The 17,916-nt window shown below is 46.2% G+C and carries 11 protein-coding genes; 1 reads left to right on the top strand and 10 read right to left on the bottom strand.

Annotated elements, in window-relative coordinates; genetic code table 11:
• Positions 1-27: 27 nt before the first annotated feature.
• The 6 genes from BUA17_RS04060 to BUA17_RS04035 form a co-directional block, all read right to left on the bottom strand.
• Positions 28-1,671: an extracellular solute-binding protein gene (locus BUA17_RS04060; RefSeq protein WP_072732684.1), complete on the bottom strand. Its 1,644-nt coding sequence runs from the start codon at positions 1,669-1,671 to the stop codon at positions 28-30.
• 118 nt (positions 1,672-1,789) lie between these two features.
• Positions 1,790-3,448, bottom strand: a complete 1,659-nt coding sequence (locus BUA17_RS04055; protein ID WP_072732683.1) for a response regulator transcription factor — start codon at positions 3,446-3,448, stop codon at positions 1,790-1,792.
• A gap of 4 nt (positions 3,449-3,452) precedes the next feature.
• Positions 3,453-5,204, bottom strand: coding sequence for a sensor histidine kinase (locus BUA17_RS04050; RefSeq protein ID WP_139295607.1), 1,752 nt, complete (start codon positions 5,202-5,204; stop codon positions 3,453-3,455).
• A gap of 76 nt (positions 5,205-5,280) precedes the next feature.
• Positions 5,281-6,171 (bottom strand): carbohydrate ABC transporter permease, encoded by an 891-nt coding sequence (locus BUA17_RS04045; RefSeq protein ID WP_063563570.1) that lies wholly within the window; start codon positions 6,169-6,171, stop codon positions 5,281-5,283.
• A gap of 15 nt (positions 6,172-6,186) precedes the next feature.
• On the bottom strand, positions 6,187-7,092 hold the full coding sequence (locus tag BUA17_RS04040; protein WP_063563569.1) for an ABC transporter permease: 906 nt from the start codon (positions 7,090-7,092) through the stop codon (positions 6,187-6,189).
• 167 nt (positions 7,093-7,259) lie between these two features.
• Complete coding sequence (locus BUA17_RS04035) at positions 7,260-11,111, bottom strand: alpha-L-arabinofuranosidase C-terminal domain-containing protein (protein WP_072732681.1); 3,852 nt, start codon at positions 11,109-11,111, stop codon at positions 7,260-7,262.
• Between the two features lie 388 nt (positions 11,112-11,499).
• Here BUA17_RS04035 and BUA17_RS04030 point away from each other — a divergent pair, with 388 nt between their 5' ends.
• Positions 11,500-13,914: an arabinan endo-1,5-alpha-L-arabinosidase AbnB gene (locus tag BUA17_RS04030; RefSeq protein ID WP_072732680.1), complete on the top strand. Its 2,415-nt coding sequence runs from the start codon at positions 11,500-11,502 to the stop codon at positions 13,912-13,914.
• A 102-nt stretch (positions 13,915-14,016) separates the two neighbouring features.
• Here BUA17_RS04030 and BUA17_RS04025 read toward each other — a convergent pair whose 3' ends face one another.
• The 4 genes from BUA17_RS04025 to BUA17_RS04010 form a co-directional block, all read right to left on the bottom strand.
• On the bottom strand, positions 14,017-14,724 hold the full coding sequence (locus BUA17_RS04025; protein ID WP_072732679.1) for an MBL fold metallo-hydrolase: 708 nt from the start codon (positions 14,722-14,724) through the stop codon (positions 14,017-14,019).
• A gap of 15 nt (positions 14,725-14,739) precedes the next feature.
• Positions 14,740-15,897, bottom strand: a complete 1,158-nt coding sequence (locus BUA17_RS04020; RefSeq protein ID WP_072732678.1) for an FAD-dependent oxidoreductase — start codon at positions 15,895-15,897, stop codon at positions 14,740-14,742.
• A 230-nt stretch (positions 15,898-16,127) separates the two neighbouring features.
• On the bottom strand, positions 16,128-17,219 hold the full coding sequence (locus BUA17_RS04015; protein ID WP_211754035.1) for a sensor histidine kinase: 1,092 nt from the start codon (positions 17,217-17,219) through the stop codon (positions 16,128-16,130).
• Positions 17,216-17,893 carry a response regulator transcription factor gene (locus BUA17_RS04010; RefSeq protein ID WP_063563564.1) on the bottom strand — a complete coding sequence of 226 codons (678 nt, stop codon included), beginning with the start codon at positions 17,891-17,893 and terminating at the stop codon, positions 17,216-17,218. Before BUA17_RS04010 ends, BUA17_RS04015 begins: the two co-directional genes overlap by 4 nt.
• Positions 17,894-17,916: the final 23 nt, after the last annotated feature.

Raw genomic sequence — 17,916 nt, 5'->3', positions numbered from 1 at the left:
GAGTGGCATTTGCTGTTTTGCTATGCCTTATTTATTCGCATTAATGACTTCATTCACTTCCTGAGTGATCTGGTCTCCGCCAAGCTTTTTCCAATTTGCAACAAATTTATCGAACTCGTCAATAGACAGGTTGCCATAGATGATTTTCAGAAACGTCTCAGCGCGCAATTTATCCAAGGTTGCCTGTTTGGTGTTCATGGTTCTCGTCGGGGCGTAGATAAATTCATTCATGACAATGAGGTCGTTATCCCGATAATATTTAATGACACCCTGCGAGCTTTCCGGTCCAAAAATACGTTCCATATGCCACTTATCCAGATTTCCATTGCGGTAATCCATAATATCATCGTAGAATAGCTTTGCTTCGAGCTCTAATCCGGAAGTATCTCCCGTTTTGAGCGCCTGCTCGACTTCATCTTGTGCTTTTACGTTTTTGTTGGCAGGCAGATTGGATACGGTCGCATTCTGAAAACCGAGTCCGGTTACCCCGTTCAAATATGCAGCACGCTCTTCCTTGGCTGACTCACCGAACATTTTCTCTGCTTGGAAATTCAGCAGCTTGATTAAGGCTTCCGGGTGCTCGTATCCTTTACGAACGGCGAATATGCCGCCCAAGCTAAGGTGGTTCTGCGTTTTGGCAGGCTGATCATCAATAGATTGAACCGGATAAGGCAGCCAGTCCACGTTCTTATCCTTCTTGATCATGCTGCTGACTTGAAATGGTGCCCATTGTGGCAGGAAGAATATGCCTGACTTACCCCCGTTGACATCCTCCATCATTTTTGCAAAGTCCTTCACTCCAAACTCAGGATCAATAACGCCCTTCTGGTACAGATTTTGCAGTTCTCGCAATCCTTCCTTCACTTCAGGCTGAACGGTACCATTCACGACCTGACCCGATGCGTCCTTGATCCAGGTTTCAAGATAACCATGATAACCGAGCAGGAAGCTGTTGATTGGCAAATCCTTGTTTAATGCAATACCGTAGGTATCATCTTTACCATTTCCGTCAGGATCTTCAAAGGTAAAGGCTTCCGCAATCTTAATGATATCCTGCATAGACTTTGGCGCTTCCAGTCCCACTTTCTTCAGCCAGTCCTGACGAATCCAGACCATATCTGAGGAATCAAGTGAGCCTGGGAAACTCACCATCGCGTAAATTTTCCCATCCTTGGTTACCGGTTTCAAGCCTGCTCCATCCTCAGCAGACATAAATTCCTTGACCAGATCGGATGCATACTTATCATAGACCTCAGTCAAATCTTCCAGCATCCCAGCTTCATGCAGCTGCTCAAACTGCACAGCACTTACTTTCAAAACATCTGGCAAATCGCCACTCGCCAGGGTGACGTTCATTTTGTCGTTGTAATTGGCATCCGGGACAATCCAGTCATAGGTGACATCGATCCCAAGCTCGTCCTTGTATCCTCTGGTCCATATGTTATTGGCGTGTGTATCGCCTTCGGCGAGCGTTTCTTTCCCTGTTTCATTCATAGTTGATGTTAATTTGATGGGTGGATCATATTTCGTAAGCGGGCCTCCCGCATCCTGCTGTTTGTTCGGTTGCGCTTCATTCTCAGCACTACCCGTACCCGATGAACAGGCTGCAAGCGTGGTTGCCAGAACCATGGTTAACGTTAACAATGAGAATTTCTTTAATGACATGTTCATGCGAATCCCCCTTTTTATTCCCCCGTGAGGTATAATTTTATTGTATAAAGAAAGCGCTATCACTTCGAGTGTACCCCGTTGACATCTGGTATCTTTGATTTACCATTTCAGACTTGATCTAACTTTTTTGATCCCGATATTCCTGCGGCGTGCAGCCGGTGGCCTTTTTGAAGAAACGATAAAAATAATGCTGATCACTAAATCCGACCTTAGCGGATATTTCATGCATTTTGCAGGTGGAGCCGAGAAGTAATTCCTTGCTGCGCTCAATGCGCCGGTCATGGATATAGTCGGATATGCCTTTGCCTGTTATGCGCTTGTACCAACGGGACAGATATGACGGATTAAGGGAAACCTCCTGTGCAATTCGGGTTAGCGATAGGTCATCCTCCAGATGGTGCTTGATATAATGATGAATCGCAATTAGAATCTGCGACTGATCATGGATACGTGTAACACTTCTTTTGGAGATAATCCATTGATATGCCGATTGATAGAAAACCACCAGATCAGACCAAGGCGTATGGATGTCAAAATAAAGCATACGAGATAACGCAATTTCCTCCATCGCTGATTCGTACAAGCCCAGTTCATGAAGAAGCTCGATCAGTCCATTACCTGCTCCTGAATAGATCTTCATTCGAAAGAAGGGGTCCTGAAGTCCTTCTTTTGAAGCCTCTGTCCATTTGTGAAACGACTCCATCCACTCCCTGTCTCCTGTTGTAACTCGCTGCCTGATCTGATCCAGATGAAGAGCTGCAACACTCTGCTGATTCAAAATATTGGGGGTGTATGGCGAATCATGCTGCACTTTGACCCGAAGAAGCTTCTCCATCCCAAGTCCAGGGCCCTCATGGATCGACAGGCGCAGCTGTGCAATCGCCTGACTTAACTCCATCCACTCCACCGCCTGTTCGCTCACCATAATGGAGACGGACAGATTCAGACAATTCGCACAGGATTGCTGCACAGACTCCAGCGTTCCATAGACGAAACGCAGTGTCTGTTCCCACTTCTCCTGCTGTCCTGTATGGAAGCTCGATGGCTCCACCTTTGGCTGAACAAAGCAGGCGATCACCTGATAATCCAGATCAATAGCCTTGACCTTGGCCTTATCCTGAAGCAGCTCCTCCGCAACGTTGGCAACCGCATAGCGAATTAAACTTCGGTCCGCCTGGGATTGATAGTTGTTCCACTCCTCAACCCGTATAATGACCGGAATTACAGGCTCGTTGGACATGAAAGGTAACTGGACCGCATCCAACTCTTCCTGAAGCGAGGCGGTATCATGTCTTTCCGTTCGTTTTAGGAGATCCAGCAGTAACTGTCTCTGTAGCTGCGGCAGCGCTCTGGGCAGCTTGCTGCGGAACCAGGCATGCTGGTAACGGAAATCATTTTCCTCCGATATTTGTGTTAACGCCCGCTCTACCGCTGCGCGAATATGACTCATGCCCTCTGTCTTTAACAGGTAATCCACAACACAAGGGTTACGTATTGCTTGGTGTGCATAATCAAATTCGTTATGACCTGTCAGCAATAGCACTTTGCATCGTGGCCAGCGATCCATAATCTTCTCGATCAGTTCCATGCCATCCATGCCTGGCATACAGATGTCGCTGAGCACGATATCAATTTTGACAGAATTCAACCACTCGATTGCTTCAAAGGCAGAGTATGCCTTAATGATCTCCATATCCTGAAAATCCGCTTTTTGAAAGAATGCATAAAGACCATCCAAAATAACCGGTTCATCATCGACAATTAACATGCGCTGCATACGATTACTCCCGTCTCCATGGAATATTTAAAATCATGCATAAACCGCCCAACTCACTACGCTGCGCACAAAGACCATAGCCCGTCCCGAACTTGATCCGTAAACGTTGATTCACATTCATTAGTCCCGTAATCTCTTCATCCCCATGTCTCGGGTTTGCAGATTCCTGAAAGGATGCTTGCAGGCTGCTCAGGATTTCATCTGTTAATTGATCGCCATCATCTTCTATCCGAATGGACAACTTGTCGTGTTCCACTTGATAGGATAATTTCAGAATTCCTCCCTGACTGCGTTTGGCAAGGACATGTTCGAATACGTTCTCGACAATTGGCTGAATAATGACTCGGGGAATGGCGATGTCTCGATACTCCCTACTTAGTTCCTCCAGTTGCAGTTGGACTCTTGAGCCAAATCGGATTTTCTGAATAGAAGCATAGACCAAGGCATGGTCCACCTCTTCACCTAGCGAAACCTCGGAATGAGAATCCCTGGACATATACCTGAAATATTGACCCAAATAGTCGGTGAATTCCTGAATTAATTCAACATTCTCGACCTCGGCCATTTGCTTGATGCTGAACAGACTGTTATATAGAAAGTGAGGCTGAATCTGGGACTGCAAATGTTTGAGTTCTGCCTCGCTGGTTCGAATCCGGGCAACATAATTTTCATCAATCAAAATATGTAAGCGCTCTATCATGTGGTTGAAGCGAGAGTATAAATAACCGAATTCATCGCGTCTGGATTGCGGAATATGAATATTTGTCTGGCCCTGCTCCGCCATTCTGAACCCGCGAATGAGCACAGATAACGGCTTGTGAATTGACCTGTAGATCGAAAAGGAGAAGATCATAATGATAACAATTGAAATAAGCGTCAACGTCCACAGCCATAGGTTGTATTGTTCCAGCGGAGCTTGGAGCACATCATTAGGGATACTGGCTGTCAGCGTGAACGAGTGATCGGGATCATAAAGCGAATAATACAGATATGGATCGGATTGAAATCTCGTCACTTGCATGGATACAGGTGATACCGGTGATACCCGTTGCAATAATGCCGCCGATGTAGGTTCGTCTGAAGAGGAAATGGCGACATTGTGCTTCTCTCCGAAGCTCAGCGTAATATCACTGCCTCCTGTTTCCGCGAGCTGCTGTAATCTGTGCTTCAGTTCTTCTGCAGACAAGCGTATGCCTAATATAAAATTGGGTGGTTCTTCATGATTCATGTTATACGGATTGCTTTTGAGAAAATAAAGATTGTTATCCGAATAAGACAACTCACCATTCAGATTCCCCATAGTTTCCAGCAGATCCTTCCATTCTGTATCCTCTACATTGCGAATTCCGTCCACCGCGCTTACTCGTTTATGCAGAGCCGGAACGTAATACACAACATCGCTGATATAGGGACTCGTCACCATGATCTGCCCCAGCTTGTTGTGGATATTATTGAGACTGGAAGTCACCTCATATCTACTCATAATCGCAGCTCGTGTACTTAGGGTGGACATCGTTTCATCGAACGAAAATTCGGTAACAAGCCCACTCATTCTCTCCAGTTCGAATTGCAGATGATTGTGGTAAAAATAAAGCTTTGATTCATGCGCCTTCTCCACTTCCGTCTGCATTTGCTTGGAGCTGGTATGCGTGATCATAATGCTGATCCCATATAGGGGCAGGATGACGAGCACAAAAGCAATCATCAGTTTGACGACGATGGATGCATTTTTCCAGGTGCCCACCGCGAATCTCATTTCCCTTTCACTCCTCTCCTCAACGGCAAAAAGGAGCCGGAAATCGGCTCCTCCCATTGGTTTTCCTCCATCGATCTTATCCCTTTACACTACCGACAACAAGTCCATGAACGAAATACCTTTGCAGGAACGGATACACCAGCAAAATGGGGATAACGGACAAAAAGATTTGGGATGCCTGGGTCGTTCTATCCGACACCTGACTTAACAGAGTTGCATCCTCCAGGGTCATCATTTCACTCTGAATCATCGTCACTTGCTGGAGCATCGATTGCAAATACGTGGCTAGCGGATAACCTTCCGGACTTTTCATATAGATCATGCCGTCAAACCAGGCGTTCCAGTGTCCCACCATGGCAAACAATGTAATGGTTGCGATACTGGGCAATGAAATGGGAAGGTAAATGCTCCATAGCGTACGGAAATGGCCTGCGCCATCCATCCAAGCCGCCTCTTCCAGCTCCTTCGGCAAACCCCGGAAGAAATTCAGCATAAGCAATACATTAAAGATCGGAACCGCTCCCGGTAATATCAGAGCCCAGATGGAATCCAAAAGGCCTGCTTCCTTGACGATCAGATAACCCGGGATTAATCCTCCACTGAATAGCATGGTAAAGACAAAAACCCACGCATAGAACGTTCTGGAACGAAACTTTGCTGCCTCTTTGGAGAGCGGATAGGCTACGAGAATCGTGAAAATCAGGTTGGTCGCAACTCCGAGTACCACACGGAGAAGACTTGTACCGAATGAATTTAGAAACTGCTGATTTTCGAGAATGTATTTATACGAGGAGAAGGTGAAGTCCACCGGCCAGAATGTGACACTCCCCGCCTTGACTGCATCACTTGAACTAAACGAAATTGCCAGAATATTCACAATAGGAAACAGACATAGCAAGGCAAGAAGGGTCAGGATGACATAATTGATTCCCAGAAACCAACGGTAGGCTCTTGAAGCGTGATGCATGTTCTTGCCTCCTTTCTAGAAAATCCGATAATTGGCTAATCGATAGGCTAGGAAATAACCAAGCCCGATAAAGATAAACGAAACGACTGACTTAATGAGACCCAATGCGGTTGATACCGAATACTGCGCATCTTGCAGACCGATCCGATAGATCATCGTATCCAGAATGTCTCCGGATTCATAGACCAGTGGATTGTAGAGGTTGAACACTTGGTCAAAACCACCGTTAAGCACGTTACCCAGACTCAGTGTAACCATTAGAATCACGATGGGACGAATGCCAGGCAGCGTAATATGCCAGGTCTGCTTCCATCTTCCTGCTCCATCCATGACAGATGCTTCGTACAGGGATTTATCAATGTTTGTCAGTGCGGCCAAATATATAATCGTGCCAAATCCGAATTCTTTCCATTGGTCCGTAATGACGAGTATGTAAGGAAACCATTCGTTACTGGCCAGGAATTGAACCGGCTCTACACCTACTGCTTTAAGCAGCATATTTACGATCCCGGTACTGGGAGATAATACATCCACAATGATTCCGGCCAAAATGACCCAGGAAAAGAAATGCGGCATATAGATGACCGTCTGAATCGTTCGTTTAAAACCTGTTTTGCGCACCTCGTTCAGCAGCAGGGCCACAAGTACCGGAATGACCAAACCGGACACAATTTTCATCGCGGAAATAAATACCGTATTCCATACGACCTGACCGAACCCCGGCAGATCGAACAGATACCTGAAATTGTCCAGGCCGACCCAGTTCATATTTTTGAATCCGGCAATGGGAGAGAAATTCTGAAAGGCAATGGAGAGTCCCGCCATCGGAATGTAACCGAATACAATAATGATGATCAGTCCAGGCAATATCATGAGATGAAGCGGAACGTTTCGTATAAATTGTTTGTAGTTGGAACGCATGAGCTGTCTCCTCCTTCAAATTCATTATAGAATCCGTCAGGAATCGGCAATAGTGTAGGCTATTTACTTTAGGTATCTTTTGTTGACCCTCTTCGTTGAACGCCAAAAAACCGCGAGTGTCGCGGTTCTAAGGCTGCATCAGGTTACTATTGAAATATTAAAAATTATTATTTCTGGACATCCATAACCAATACATTGACCGAATGAGCAGGAAGCTGCAAAACAACCGAATCCTCCTGCAGATGAATCACTTGTTCTTGTGGAACAATTTTCTCATCATTTTTCTGGTTCACATTAGGAACATGTAGCAATTCTTCATCTCCGCCAAGTGTTATCCATTTCGCAACAGAGGTAACGTTTAGATTTTGAAGGTGAATTTGGGTTGCTTTGTCCACCCCATCTGCGTTCACCAGCTTCACATACACTTGCTGCGCATCTCTCGTAACAGAATGGAATACATCCCGGTTGTACGCTTCCAGCTTGTAATCCAGAATTCTGCTGGTCGTGTGACCATCGGTATAAGAGCAGATCAGATTCTTCCCTGTATCGCCACCATAATTGACAGTAATCGTATAATTCGTATCGTTCGCCAGCGGTTCATAGTTGGCTGCCCGGAGATTCCCCGCCGCTGAACTGGAAGAATAATCACCCAGAGTGTAGCCTTCTACACCTTGTTTATATACTTTGACTCCCGTTGCATTGCCGCCATATCCGATTGCGTATTCGATGACATCCTTTTTCTCAGGTGAACTATCCGTCAATCCAACACCGATGGTGAAGCCATCCTCACCCGCTATACGCTGAGCCTCGACTTCCACTTTATAATTCGACCATTCATCGTTCAGAAGGAATAATCCATTCAGTCCGCTTGACTGGGCTTTCAAAATCAGTCCTTTTTCCTTCTCCAGCGTGTATCCTGCCGATCCCGGAATCGAATTCCATGCCTCATTCAGAGCTGTCCGCTCCCTGAAATCTTCTGTAAACAGCACGCTGCCATCCTGGTTCGATGTGACCGTAATCCGTTTCACCACAATATCGGCATTGCCTGTCGCAATCTCGATACCGCCTCGTGGAATGAGTTCCATCGGTTGCCCCTTGCTGTACGTTGTAAATGAAGTGCCCAGCACCTGTTCACCCACATACTTGGCAAAAAGCTGCTGCACATAATAATTCGGTGTATACCACACCGTTTCATCATCAAACCAGATGCAGTCTGGCGTCCAGCGATAGGTGCCGTCCGTCAGTACTTTGTTGAACAATGGCGCATAGGCAGCCAGGCGAACAACGTCCGCATTATTTTCAAAACCGGTCATGACCGCCGCTTCTGCGATCGCACCTGCCAGTGTATTTTTGTCCGTGGATGCATATTCTCCCACAAATACCTTGGATGTCTCTTTCCAATCCATACTGCCGTCTTCATGATAAGCCCGCTCATAATAGTTGTACCGGTCCACGTTGTTCAGCAAATAGTCATTGGAGCGATAGTAGTGCTCATCCGCAATGGTATCCATATAGTTGCCCTGATTCTCATACCAAGTGACCGTCTCCTCGATGACCTCTTTGCCATCTGCAAAAGCCACCTGAGCTGATCCGGTCAGATTGCCGCTCAGGAATTTCCAGCCCTGCTGGTACGCATCATCGTCTGCCTGGGCCCCAACTGTCGAAATGATATGAAGCTCATGATCAGGATAATTACGTTTCATATACTCATCAATTGACGTCTTGAATACTTCAAAGTTGGCAAAAAATTCGGTTCCCCAGTTCTCATTACCTACGCCAAGATAACGCAGATCGAATGGTTCAGGATGCCCCATGCTGCTTCGAATGGCAGCCCATTCATTATGTTCAATATCCGTGCTGAGCGCGAAATCGATCAGGTCTGTAAAGTTTCGGATATAGTAATCCCTCAAAGCGCCACCCGCCGGGTGTGCGTAATCCGAACGAGCCTGACACAGAACGCCACAGGCCATGACCGGCACCGGAGCAGCATTCAAATCTTCTGCCAGTTGGAAATACTCCATATAGCCGAGACCCATCGTCATCATGTAACCCCAGACGTTATAGTTCTCTTTGCGAAGCTCCACCGCTCCCACCGAATCCTTCCAGTCATACACATTGTCCCAAATAAACGAACCTTCGGAAATGCATCCCCCCGGAAAACGCAGAAACTTCGGATGCAGATCAACAAGGGCTTGAACCAGATCTTTCCTAAGCCGATAGTTCGGATTCCCGGTGTAGTTGGCATGTGCTGAAGCGGATACTCCCTGCTCTTTCGGATCGGCTCCCCATACATCCTGCGGAGTCAACGACACCATGTCGATGGAAATGTCTCCTTCAAAGGTAAGTGCCAATTGCCCCAGCGCGGTCTCCGTTCCGGTCTGGGTCACGTTTGAATGGGTGATATGGGGAGAGCTGGAGTGAGTCAATACATGGCTGCCACTTGCATGACCGCTGATCTCGCCATTGGCCACAAGGACACGGGTATCGGAATAGGCGATCCCGTACTTCTTCCATGTGTTACCGCCTTCAACTTGCAGCGTAACTGAATCACTGATGGCATCACCGTTCCCGTCCTGCAATTGAACCGTAATCGTTCCTGCGGATACTGCCTTGGCCCAGACGGTAAAATCATATGCCTCTCCTTTCTTGATGGACATGGCACAATGCTCATTGGAATCCGAGAATCCGCGATTTCGAATGGTCGCACCCGTCTGAACCGTTACATAATAAGCGTTCACTTCCGGGGCTTCTACGTTAAGATGAGTGTTTATTCCATCGGTATGCTGTACGATCATTTTCTCGGTATCCCCTGACCAGGCAAACAAAGGATCACGGTTCCGGCCTGTCGAACAACCACATTCGCCAGAGTCATGCGAGTACGTATCGAATGCAAAGGATTCGAACGAACGGTTCTGAACTAACTCCGCATAGATTCCCCCATCTGCTGCATTGTTGATATCCTCGTAGAACAGGCCGTACATCACTTCACTAATATCCGCCACATGCTGGTCCCCATGGATTGTAACGGTATAAGGCGGAAGATGTTCTGGCACAACGGACACATCAAAACTTTTGTTCAGCGTATTTCCACCTTTGGTTAAAAGTGCGTTCAAACGAATCTCCTGTGCTGAGCTCAGGGGTTGAACTTGTCCATTCGCTGACAGAACTTCTGGCTGACTTGATTTCCATTGAACGTTTACCTTGCCCCCCAGCAAATCTACAGGCAATGACACGTCTTTGGTAATAATCCGGGCTGGAGCAGACAAATATTTATCTCCTGCCAGCTTCACAATCTCTTCATCCGTCAGGGACTCGCACATGACTTCGATCACTTCATCCATGGACAGAGCCGCCTGATAAATCCGAAAATCAGACAGTGAGCCTGCAAAATCCACATCTGCCGCGTACTGAGAACGTCCAATATAATTGCGGCTATAATTCGCAGGATCTACGAACGAATCAAACCATCTGCGCAGCTTGGCATAGTTGCCACTAGACGTCTGACTGATGGAGCCATCCGCTACTTTCTCTCCATTCACATATACAACCGGACCCGCGCTGCTGCGTGTGCCGCCCTGACTGCCTGCTACTGACAAAGCAATATGCATCCATTCACCACTGGCAAATCCACGTCCCGGGTCTACAACCAGATCATCACCTGCATATAACGTGCCCCGCATCTGACGAGTCAGAAATAAATAGGGGCCCTTTTCTCCTTTGCCGAAGTCGAAAATCCGCTCCCACACGTTCGATCCCTTGCCTAAATGGACCCATGCTGCAACAGTTACTCCAGTGTTGTCGCTTACATTTTGCAGCAAATTCGAAGGCAATTCCATATAGGATGTTCCGTTCGATCCTCCAGTAAAAGTAACCGCCCATCTGCCATTCACTTCGGAAATGTCGGGTATTTTCTCTCCTGCGGCGCCTCCAACGTGCCCATTTCCTGAACTATCCTTGCCAATGTCGGCTGCATCTTCAAACTTGTAGTGTGCAATTAGTTGATTATGAAATGTATTCATGTTCATTCCTCCTATGTAGCGTAAATTATCGTAGATAAGCTTCCTTTAATTCGTATAAATATAAATTGATTGATAAATATATAAACACATGATCTAATCGTATAGTATCTTATTCCGAGTAAAGATTTCAATCCCAAAATTACAAAAAATCCGTTATATCATAGGAATTCTTCCGAATACATCGACCTTTTGCTTATCTCCCTCTCCATCCTAAAGTCACCCTAACCCTGATATTTATGGTTTACAAATATATAAATTGATTGATAATATAGCAAATGAAAGCGCTTGATAATTTATGAGAACCAAAAGGAGGGCTGTCAGAGCAAATAACGTTTGCGGCAATGAATAGGGTGATTTTTCATTTCAGGTATTGGGAAAGGGGAAACGTATGAAACGTTATTGGGTAAGCGTACTTAACATTTCTTTACTGAGCTCTGCATTACTTACGACAACAGCTTTGGCTCCCGTCTCCGTATTCGCGGATAGTCCGGGGGCAATCCGTTCCAACCCGCAAGTTTCCACATCCATTGAGAATGCGGTTCCAGCATTCAGGAATGTTTCCGTTCATGACCCTTCCGTTATTAAGGTGGGTGATACCTTTTATATTTTTGGTTCACATCTTCAAGTGGCAAAGTCCAAAGATTTGATGAATTGGGATTCGGTCGCCTCCGGGGTTACGGATGACAACCCTGTTGTCCCTAATGTAACCAAGGAATTCGCTGAAGCCCTACAATGGGCGCAGACCGATACATTATGGGCAGCAGACGTCATCCAGTTGGCGGATGGAAAATTTTATATGTACTACAATGCGTGCAAAGGGGACTCTCCCCGCTCTGCGTTAGGTGTTGCTGTGGCAGATAACATTGAGGGCCCTTATAAGGATCAGGGTATTCTGCTCAAATCCGGCATGTGGGATGAGATTAGTGAGGATGGCACCATATACGATGCAACCATACATCCGAATGTGGTCGACCCTGATGTATTTTTCGACAAAAACGGAAAGCTCTGGATGGTATACGGTTCCTATTCCGGGGGGATTTTCATTCTGGAGATGGACGAAACGACGGGGAAACCTCTCCCTAATCAGGGTTATGGCAAAAAACTGACCGGAGGCAATCACAGCCGAATTGAAGCACCTTATATGCTCTATAATCCCGAAACCGACTATTATTATCTGTATCTGTCCTATGGCGGATTGGGTGCTGACGGGGGATATAACATTCGCGTAGCTCGCTCCAAAACACCGGACGGCCCTTTCCTCGATGCTGAAGGAAACGATATGATCAACGTCAAGGCGGACAAGGACAAACCCTTGTTTGACGACCGTTCGATCGAGCCTTTTGGCGTCAAATTACTAGGAAACTTCCTGTTTCAAAGACAGATCGGTGACCCCGGCACAGGTCAAGGTATCGGCTATGTATCACCAGGACATAACTCCGCTTATGTTGACGCTGAAACGGGAAAACAATTTCTGATCTTCCATTCCCGCTTTCCAGGACGCGGCGAAGAGCATGAAGTCCGCGTCCATGAGATGCATATGAACTCGGAAGGATGGCCTGTTGTTTCTCCCTATCGCTATGCGGGCTTAGAAGAGGATACTGCCGCATTGAAAACCCAGGATATTGCTGGTCAGTACAAATGGGTGAATCACGGGAAGGAAATCACGGCCGAGATCAAATCTTCACAGACCGTTCAGTTCACAGCAGATGGGCAGATTAGTGGTGCGGTGACGGGAACTTGGAGTCTTAAAGAAGACAATCAGGTGCAAATCACATCGAATAATGTTCTGTATAAAGGAGTCTTCACTCATGAATGGGAGCCATATTCCCAAAAGACGGTTCTGACCTTTAGCGCTCTCTCCTCGTCTGGCGTGGCAATCTGGGGAAGTCAGATGGCTGCAATGAAGGATCAGGATATTGTTAATGCGGTGAAAAAGGATCTGAGTATCGGCGACACAGGGAACGTATTCTTCAACCTGTCCCTCCCGATCAAGGGAACTCGTGATACTGAGATTACGTGGAAATCTTCCAACACCTCTGCGCTGTCCGCTACCGGAGTAGTGAATCGTCCTCGCACGGGTAAGGGAGATGCCAAGGTGGCATTAACGGCAACGATTCGCAAAGGTAGTGCGGTAAGCTCCAAAACATTTAACGTTATCATTCCACAGCAAGCGGTTAGTCCTTTGCTTGGAGAATATACTTTTGAACAAAAGAAACTTGCCAAAATCGCACAGGATTTCAGCAAAAATAAATATCATGGACAAGCCTTTAATGTGGTGACTTCTGCTATTAGCAGCAAGAATCAGGCTGCTGCTTTTAATGGAACCGACAGCTACATCCAGCTGCCCGGAATCATTACCGATACGAATGATTTTACCTTTAGTGCATGGGTCAACTGGAGTGGCGGCGGAGCCTGGCAGCGAATTTTCGACTTTGGAAATGGCCTGACCCGACATATGTTCCTTACTCCCGCCCAGCATAACGGAGCTATGCAATTCACCATTCATGATCAGGGACGGGATCAGAGCCTGATTGCTGCTGAACCGCTGCCCTCCAATCAATGGGTGCATGTCGCTGTTACCCTTCAGGAAAATACCGGCACGTTGTACGTGAATGGAAAAGCTGTAGCAAGCAGCACGGAAATCACGTTTAACCCGAAGGATCTGCAAGTGACGGAAGCTTATTTGGGCAAAAGCCGCTATACAGCTGATCCTTTCTATAAAGGCTCAATGGATAACGTAAAAGTATATGATAAAGCGTTAACCTCTACAGAAATTCAGCGTCAGGCAAAAGAAAAGCCTTAATCAGGATACCTGCCGGAGGTGTTGGATCTATAAAACAAATACCAATAAAGCAGCCGATTTCTCAGGCTGTTTTATTGGTATTATCATTTAAATCTTCTGTATTTATTCCTGTGGTCCGGCTGCTGCAATTTCCGCAATTCGTTCGTTTACATTCCCTTCATACCAACCACCGTGATAACAGAGGATTTTTTCGATGTCATATGCAGCAAATTTGCTTAGCGATTCGTAAGCTTGCTTCAAATCCGGTGTCTGCACGGGGTTAGGTCCTTGCAGTTGTCCCCCGCGAATTAACATGGCATCACCAGCAATTAATGTTTTGGAAGCAGGTTGGTACAAACTGATATGCCCAGGTGTATGTCCTGGCGTCTCAATAACAATGACTCCGCCACCGAATGCCAATTCGTCGCCATCTTCAACAGTATCTGTAACGACAGCTCCAGACACTAAAGGGAAATGGGCCGTTTTGAGCTGCACTGTTGGAGGCATTTGTTTTAGAAGGGGAAGCTCTCCATCGATATAAGGACGATCAGCAGCATGTGCATACACCTTTTTACCCGGATAGGTCTTGATGATTTCGGTTAGATTGCCAATATGATCCGGGTCCTGATGCGTGAGCAGAATACCTGTTAACTGTTCAATGGAATATCCAGCTTCCTTCAACTTGGAGGATACTTCTTGCACCATTCCCGCCACGCCTGTGTCCACAAGAATTAATTCATCTTCCGAATATAACAGCGAAGGCGTGAATGTCCACATGCCTTGCGGAAGCTCAATACCGAGTTCGAGAGAAATTACACCTGATTTTTTCATTTTTATGATCTCCTTTTACGCTTGGATTGTGAGTTCATTCATTAGTTCACATAATGCTTCAATGGCATTGTCCGAGAAAAACAATTCCATGTTGGACTGGGTAACGGTTGCCGTTTCCGCCGCGTACTCAAACATCTTGGTTTCATATTCCTGCACGGCTTTGTCAAGATCAGCATGATTTATAATGGAATTGGCAAGCTCGGCAGCATCCAGCATCGCCAGATTGGCCCCTGCTCCCGCAAAGGGAGACATCAGGTGGGCGGCATCGCCTATCAGTGTAACGCCAGATTTATGTTCCCACTGGTGAGGGACAGGCAGCATATATATTCGTCTGGGTGTGATCGCCCCGTTAGCACATCGGATATAACTCTTCAGTTGTTCGTCCCAATCTTCAAATAACGGCAATATCTTTTTCTTCGCTTCTTCCAAGTTCTCAAAAGGAATATTGCTCTGTTCCAGCCAATCTCGTTCCACCTTGAAACCCAGGTAAACCCGAATCCGTTTGTCCCCATTCAGCTGTGCCATAATTCCTTTGTGATCACCCAGGGCAAACATACTTCCCATCCCATTAAATGCTGCAAGTTCGGGAAACTGGGCTGCGGCATTCAGGATGTTAAGTTCAATCATGCTCACACCCGAATATTCTGCGGTTGCATCACTGACCAATGGACGAACTTTGGAAAAAGCACCATCTGCTGCAATGACCAGATCAACGGTTTCGGTAAACCCATTGTCAAACTGCAGTTCATGTTGTCCCTGACCAAGCGGTACAGCCTTCAACAATTTACACCCCCATTGAATGGAATTCGGCTGCAGCGAGTCAAGCAGCATCGTCCGCAGCACGGAACGGTCGATTTCTGGACGGTCATGTTCTGTGTGATCAAGGGCTCCCTGGGCATCAAGCAGAATGTTTCCTTTTTTATTTGAAAGTTTTAACGCCTGTCCTTCAAAGCGGCAAATGGCATGGAACTGATCGAGTAGTCCGGCCATCTGTAATGCTTTTTGGCCGCTCTCCTGATCCAGATCAAGTGTACCTCCCTGTTCGCGATACGCCGGATACGGGTCACTTTCATACACGACAGGACTGTGCCCTGCCTGCTGCAAGATCCTTGCCAGCGTGAGTCCACCAGGACCCGCTCCAATAATAGCGATACGTTTATGTTGATTACTCATAGCAATCACTCCTAGATTTATTGGTTAATTTCATGTTGTTTTCCTGTTCACAAACTCATCTTAGCGCTTGAAGTTAAACTGAATTTAAATGGATAAAGAAATCAGCAGATTCATATTCTCGTAAGGATGTTTCAAATCTGACGATCTGACGAAAAACCAAAAAAGCATCAGTCGTTAAACGACTGATGCTCCGGTAATTCAATTCCATATTCCACACATTCAATCTAATTTCAAGATTTTTCAGTGATCAGGGGTAAACTTACAACAAATTCCGATCCCTGTCCCAGCTCACTTTGGGCAGTAACTTGTCCGCCGTGCATCTTCACAATTTTTTGGACAAGAGACAGCCCAAGTCCATTGCCTCCCAGGGAACGGGTTCGAGCTTTATCCGCCTTGAAAAACCGTTCAAAAATGTGCAGCTGATCTTCTGGTGAGATGCCCACGCCATTGTCCGTAATCGTACATACAACCTCATCTTGATGACAAACAAGCGTTACCCCAATGGTCCCCTCTTCAGGTGTGAATTTGATTGCATTGTGCAGCAGATTGATCCACACCTGACTTAGCAAATCCTCGTTCCCTATAATCGTGGTCACAGGCATAGATACATCCAATTGAATTTGTTTTTCAGCCCATTGGGGTTCCAGCATAAGAAGGATGTTCTCAAGTTGTCTGTCCAAACGATAAGCTTTCTTCTCCATGGAAGTATAATCGGACTCCAATGCGGAAAGACGCAACAAATTACCACTCAGCTTGGATAATCGCTTACTCTCCGTTTCAATAATATCTGCATATAATACGATTTGCTCCGGATTCACACTTTTATTTTTCAGCAACGAGGCATACCCACTGATGGAAGCGAGCGGGGACTGGATCTCGTGAGATACATTGGATATAAAATCCTGGCGCATCTTTTCCACCGAGCCAAGTTCTCTAGCCATGGTATTTACGCTGTCCACCACCTCCTGATACGGGCCCTGTTCGACCTCCATCTTCACAGATACATTGAAATCTCCCTTGGCAATCCTGCTCATCGCTTCAAGCAATTCTGTACGTTGTTTATTGAAAATGAATCTGCGATCCTTCCGTTCTTCACCACGGATCCATGCCCACACGTAACCTACCAACGGCATAAGAGCCAAGCCAACAATCGCAGTAAGAAGATGGGCAATCAGTTCCGGGGGATTCCCAGTCACCTTATAGATCCACTGCATTAGCACATATCCAACACATAGAGATACACAGAAGAGCACCAGGAAGAAAATCGTTCGCCTTATAAACATATCCATCTCCGCTCGATTGAAAGCCCCTTCTTTCTTCAAGGTGTCTCCTCCAATCGATAACCCAATCCTCGAATGGTTGTAATCTTGAAACCTGCCGTCTCCGGTTGATAACGTTCTCTCAACCGATTGATATGTACATCCAGTGTGCGTTCATTTCCTTCAAAATCGTACCCCCATAAATCCTCAATCAACTGATTACGGGAGAGTGTTTTATTGGCATTACCCGCAAGCTTAAATAACAATTCAAACTCTTTCATAGGAATCGTATGAGTATTCCCCTCCATAATGACGGCATAACTGCTTCTGTCCAGCGTGATTCGTCCAACGGTAACCGATTGAGAAGCATTTATTTTATAACGCTTCAGCAATGCCTTCGTACGGGCTATCAGTTCAGCAGGTTCAAACGGTTTGGTGAGGTAATCATCCGTACCCATTTCAAATCCTTTGACTTTTTGAGTGATATCCTCCTTCGCAGTTAGCATTAAAATCGGAATATCCTCATGATAGCGCCGAAGCTCGCGACACAATTCAAAACCGTCCATATTTGGCATCATAATATCTATAATGCAAAGGCTTGGATTCACTTCTGCTACTTTTTGCAGCGCATCATGTCCATCAACCGCTTCAATTGTAAGAAATCCCTCCTGTTTCAGGATCGTACTTACAAGTTCGCGGATATAAACATCATCATCGACAATTAGAATTTGATTCATTACCGGACCCCCTTTCACTCATT

This window comes from Paenibacillus sp. ov031, from assembly GCF_900143165.1.
GTDB classification, from domain to species: Bacteria; Bacillota; Bacilli; order Paenibacillales; family Paenibacillaceae; genus Paenibacillus; species Paenibacillus marchantiae.
Note: the sequence above shows the minus strand (reverse complement) of the source record. Positions and strands in the feature narration are given on the sequence as shown.

Excerpts from the sequence above, each read along its gene's own strand:
- BUA17_RS04060 (WP_072732684.1), bottom strand. The coding sequence starts at position 1,671 with ATGAACATGTCATTAAAGAAATTCTCATTGTTAACGTTAACCATGGTT.
- BUA17_RS04055 (WP_072732683.1), bottom strand. The coding sequence starts at position 3,448 with ATGCAGCGCATGTTAATTGTCGATGATGAACCGGTTATTTTGGATGGT.
- BUA17_RS04050 (WP_139295607.1), bottom strand. The coding sequence starts at position 5,204 with ATGAGATTCGCGGTGGGCACCTGGAAAAATGCATCCATCGTCGTCAAA.
- BUA17_RS04045 (WP_063563570.1), bottom strand. The coding sequence starts at position 6,171 with ATGCATCACGCTTCAAGAGCCTACCGTTGGTTTCTGGGAATCAATTAT.
- BUA17_RS04040 (WP_063563569.1), bottom strand. The coding sequence starts at position 7,092 with ATGCGTTCCAACTACAAACAATTTATACGAAACGTTCCGCTTCATCTC.
- BUA17_RS04035 (WP_072732681.1), bottom strand. The coding sequence starts at position 11,111 with ATGAATACATTTCATAATCAACTAATTGCACACTACAAGTTTGAAGAT.
- BUA17_RS04030 (WP_072732680.1), top strand. The coding sequence starts at position 11,500 with ATGAAACGTTATTGGGTAAGCGTACTTAACATTTCTTTACTGAGCTCT.
- BUA17_RS04025 (WP_072732679.1), bottom strand. The coding sequence starts at position 14,724 with ATGAAAAAATCAGGTGTAATTTCTCTCGAACTCGGTATTGAGCTTCCG.
- BUA17_RS04020 (WP_072732678.1), bottom strand. The coding sequence starts at position 15,897 with ATGAGTAATCAACATAAACGTATCGCTATTATTGGAGCGGGTCCTGGT.
- BUA17_RS04010 (WP_063563564.1), bottom strand. The coding sequence starts at position 17,893 with ATGAATCAAATTCTAATTGTCGATGATGATGTTTATATCCGCGAACTT.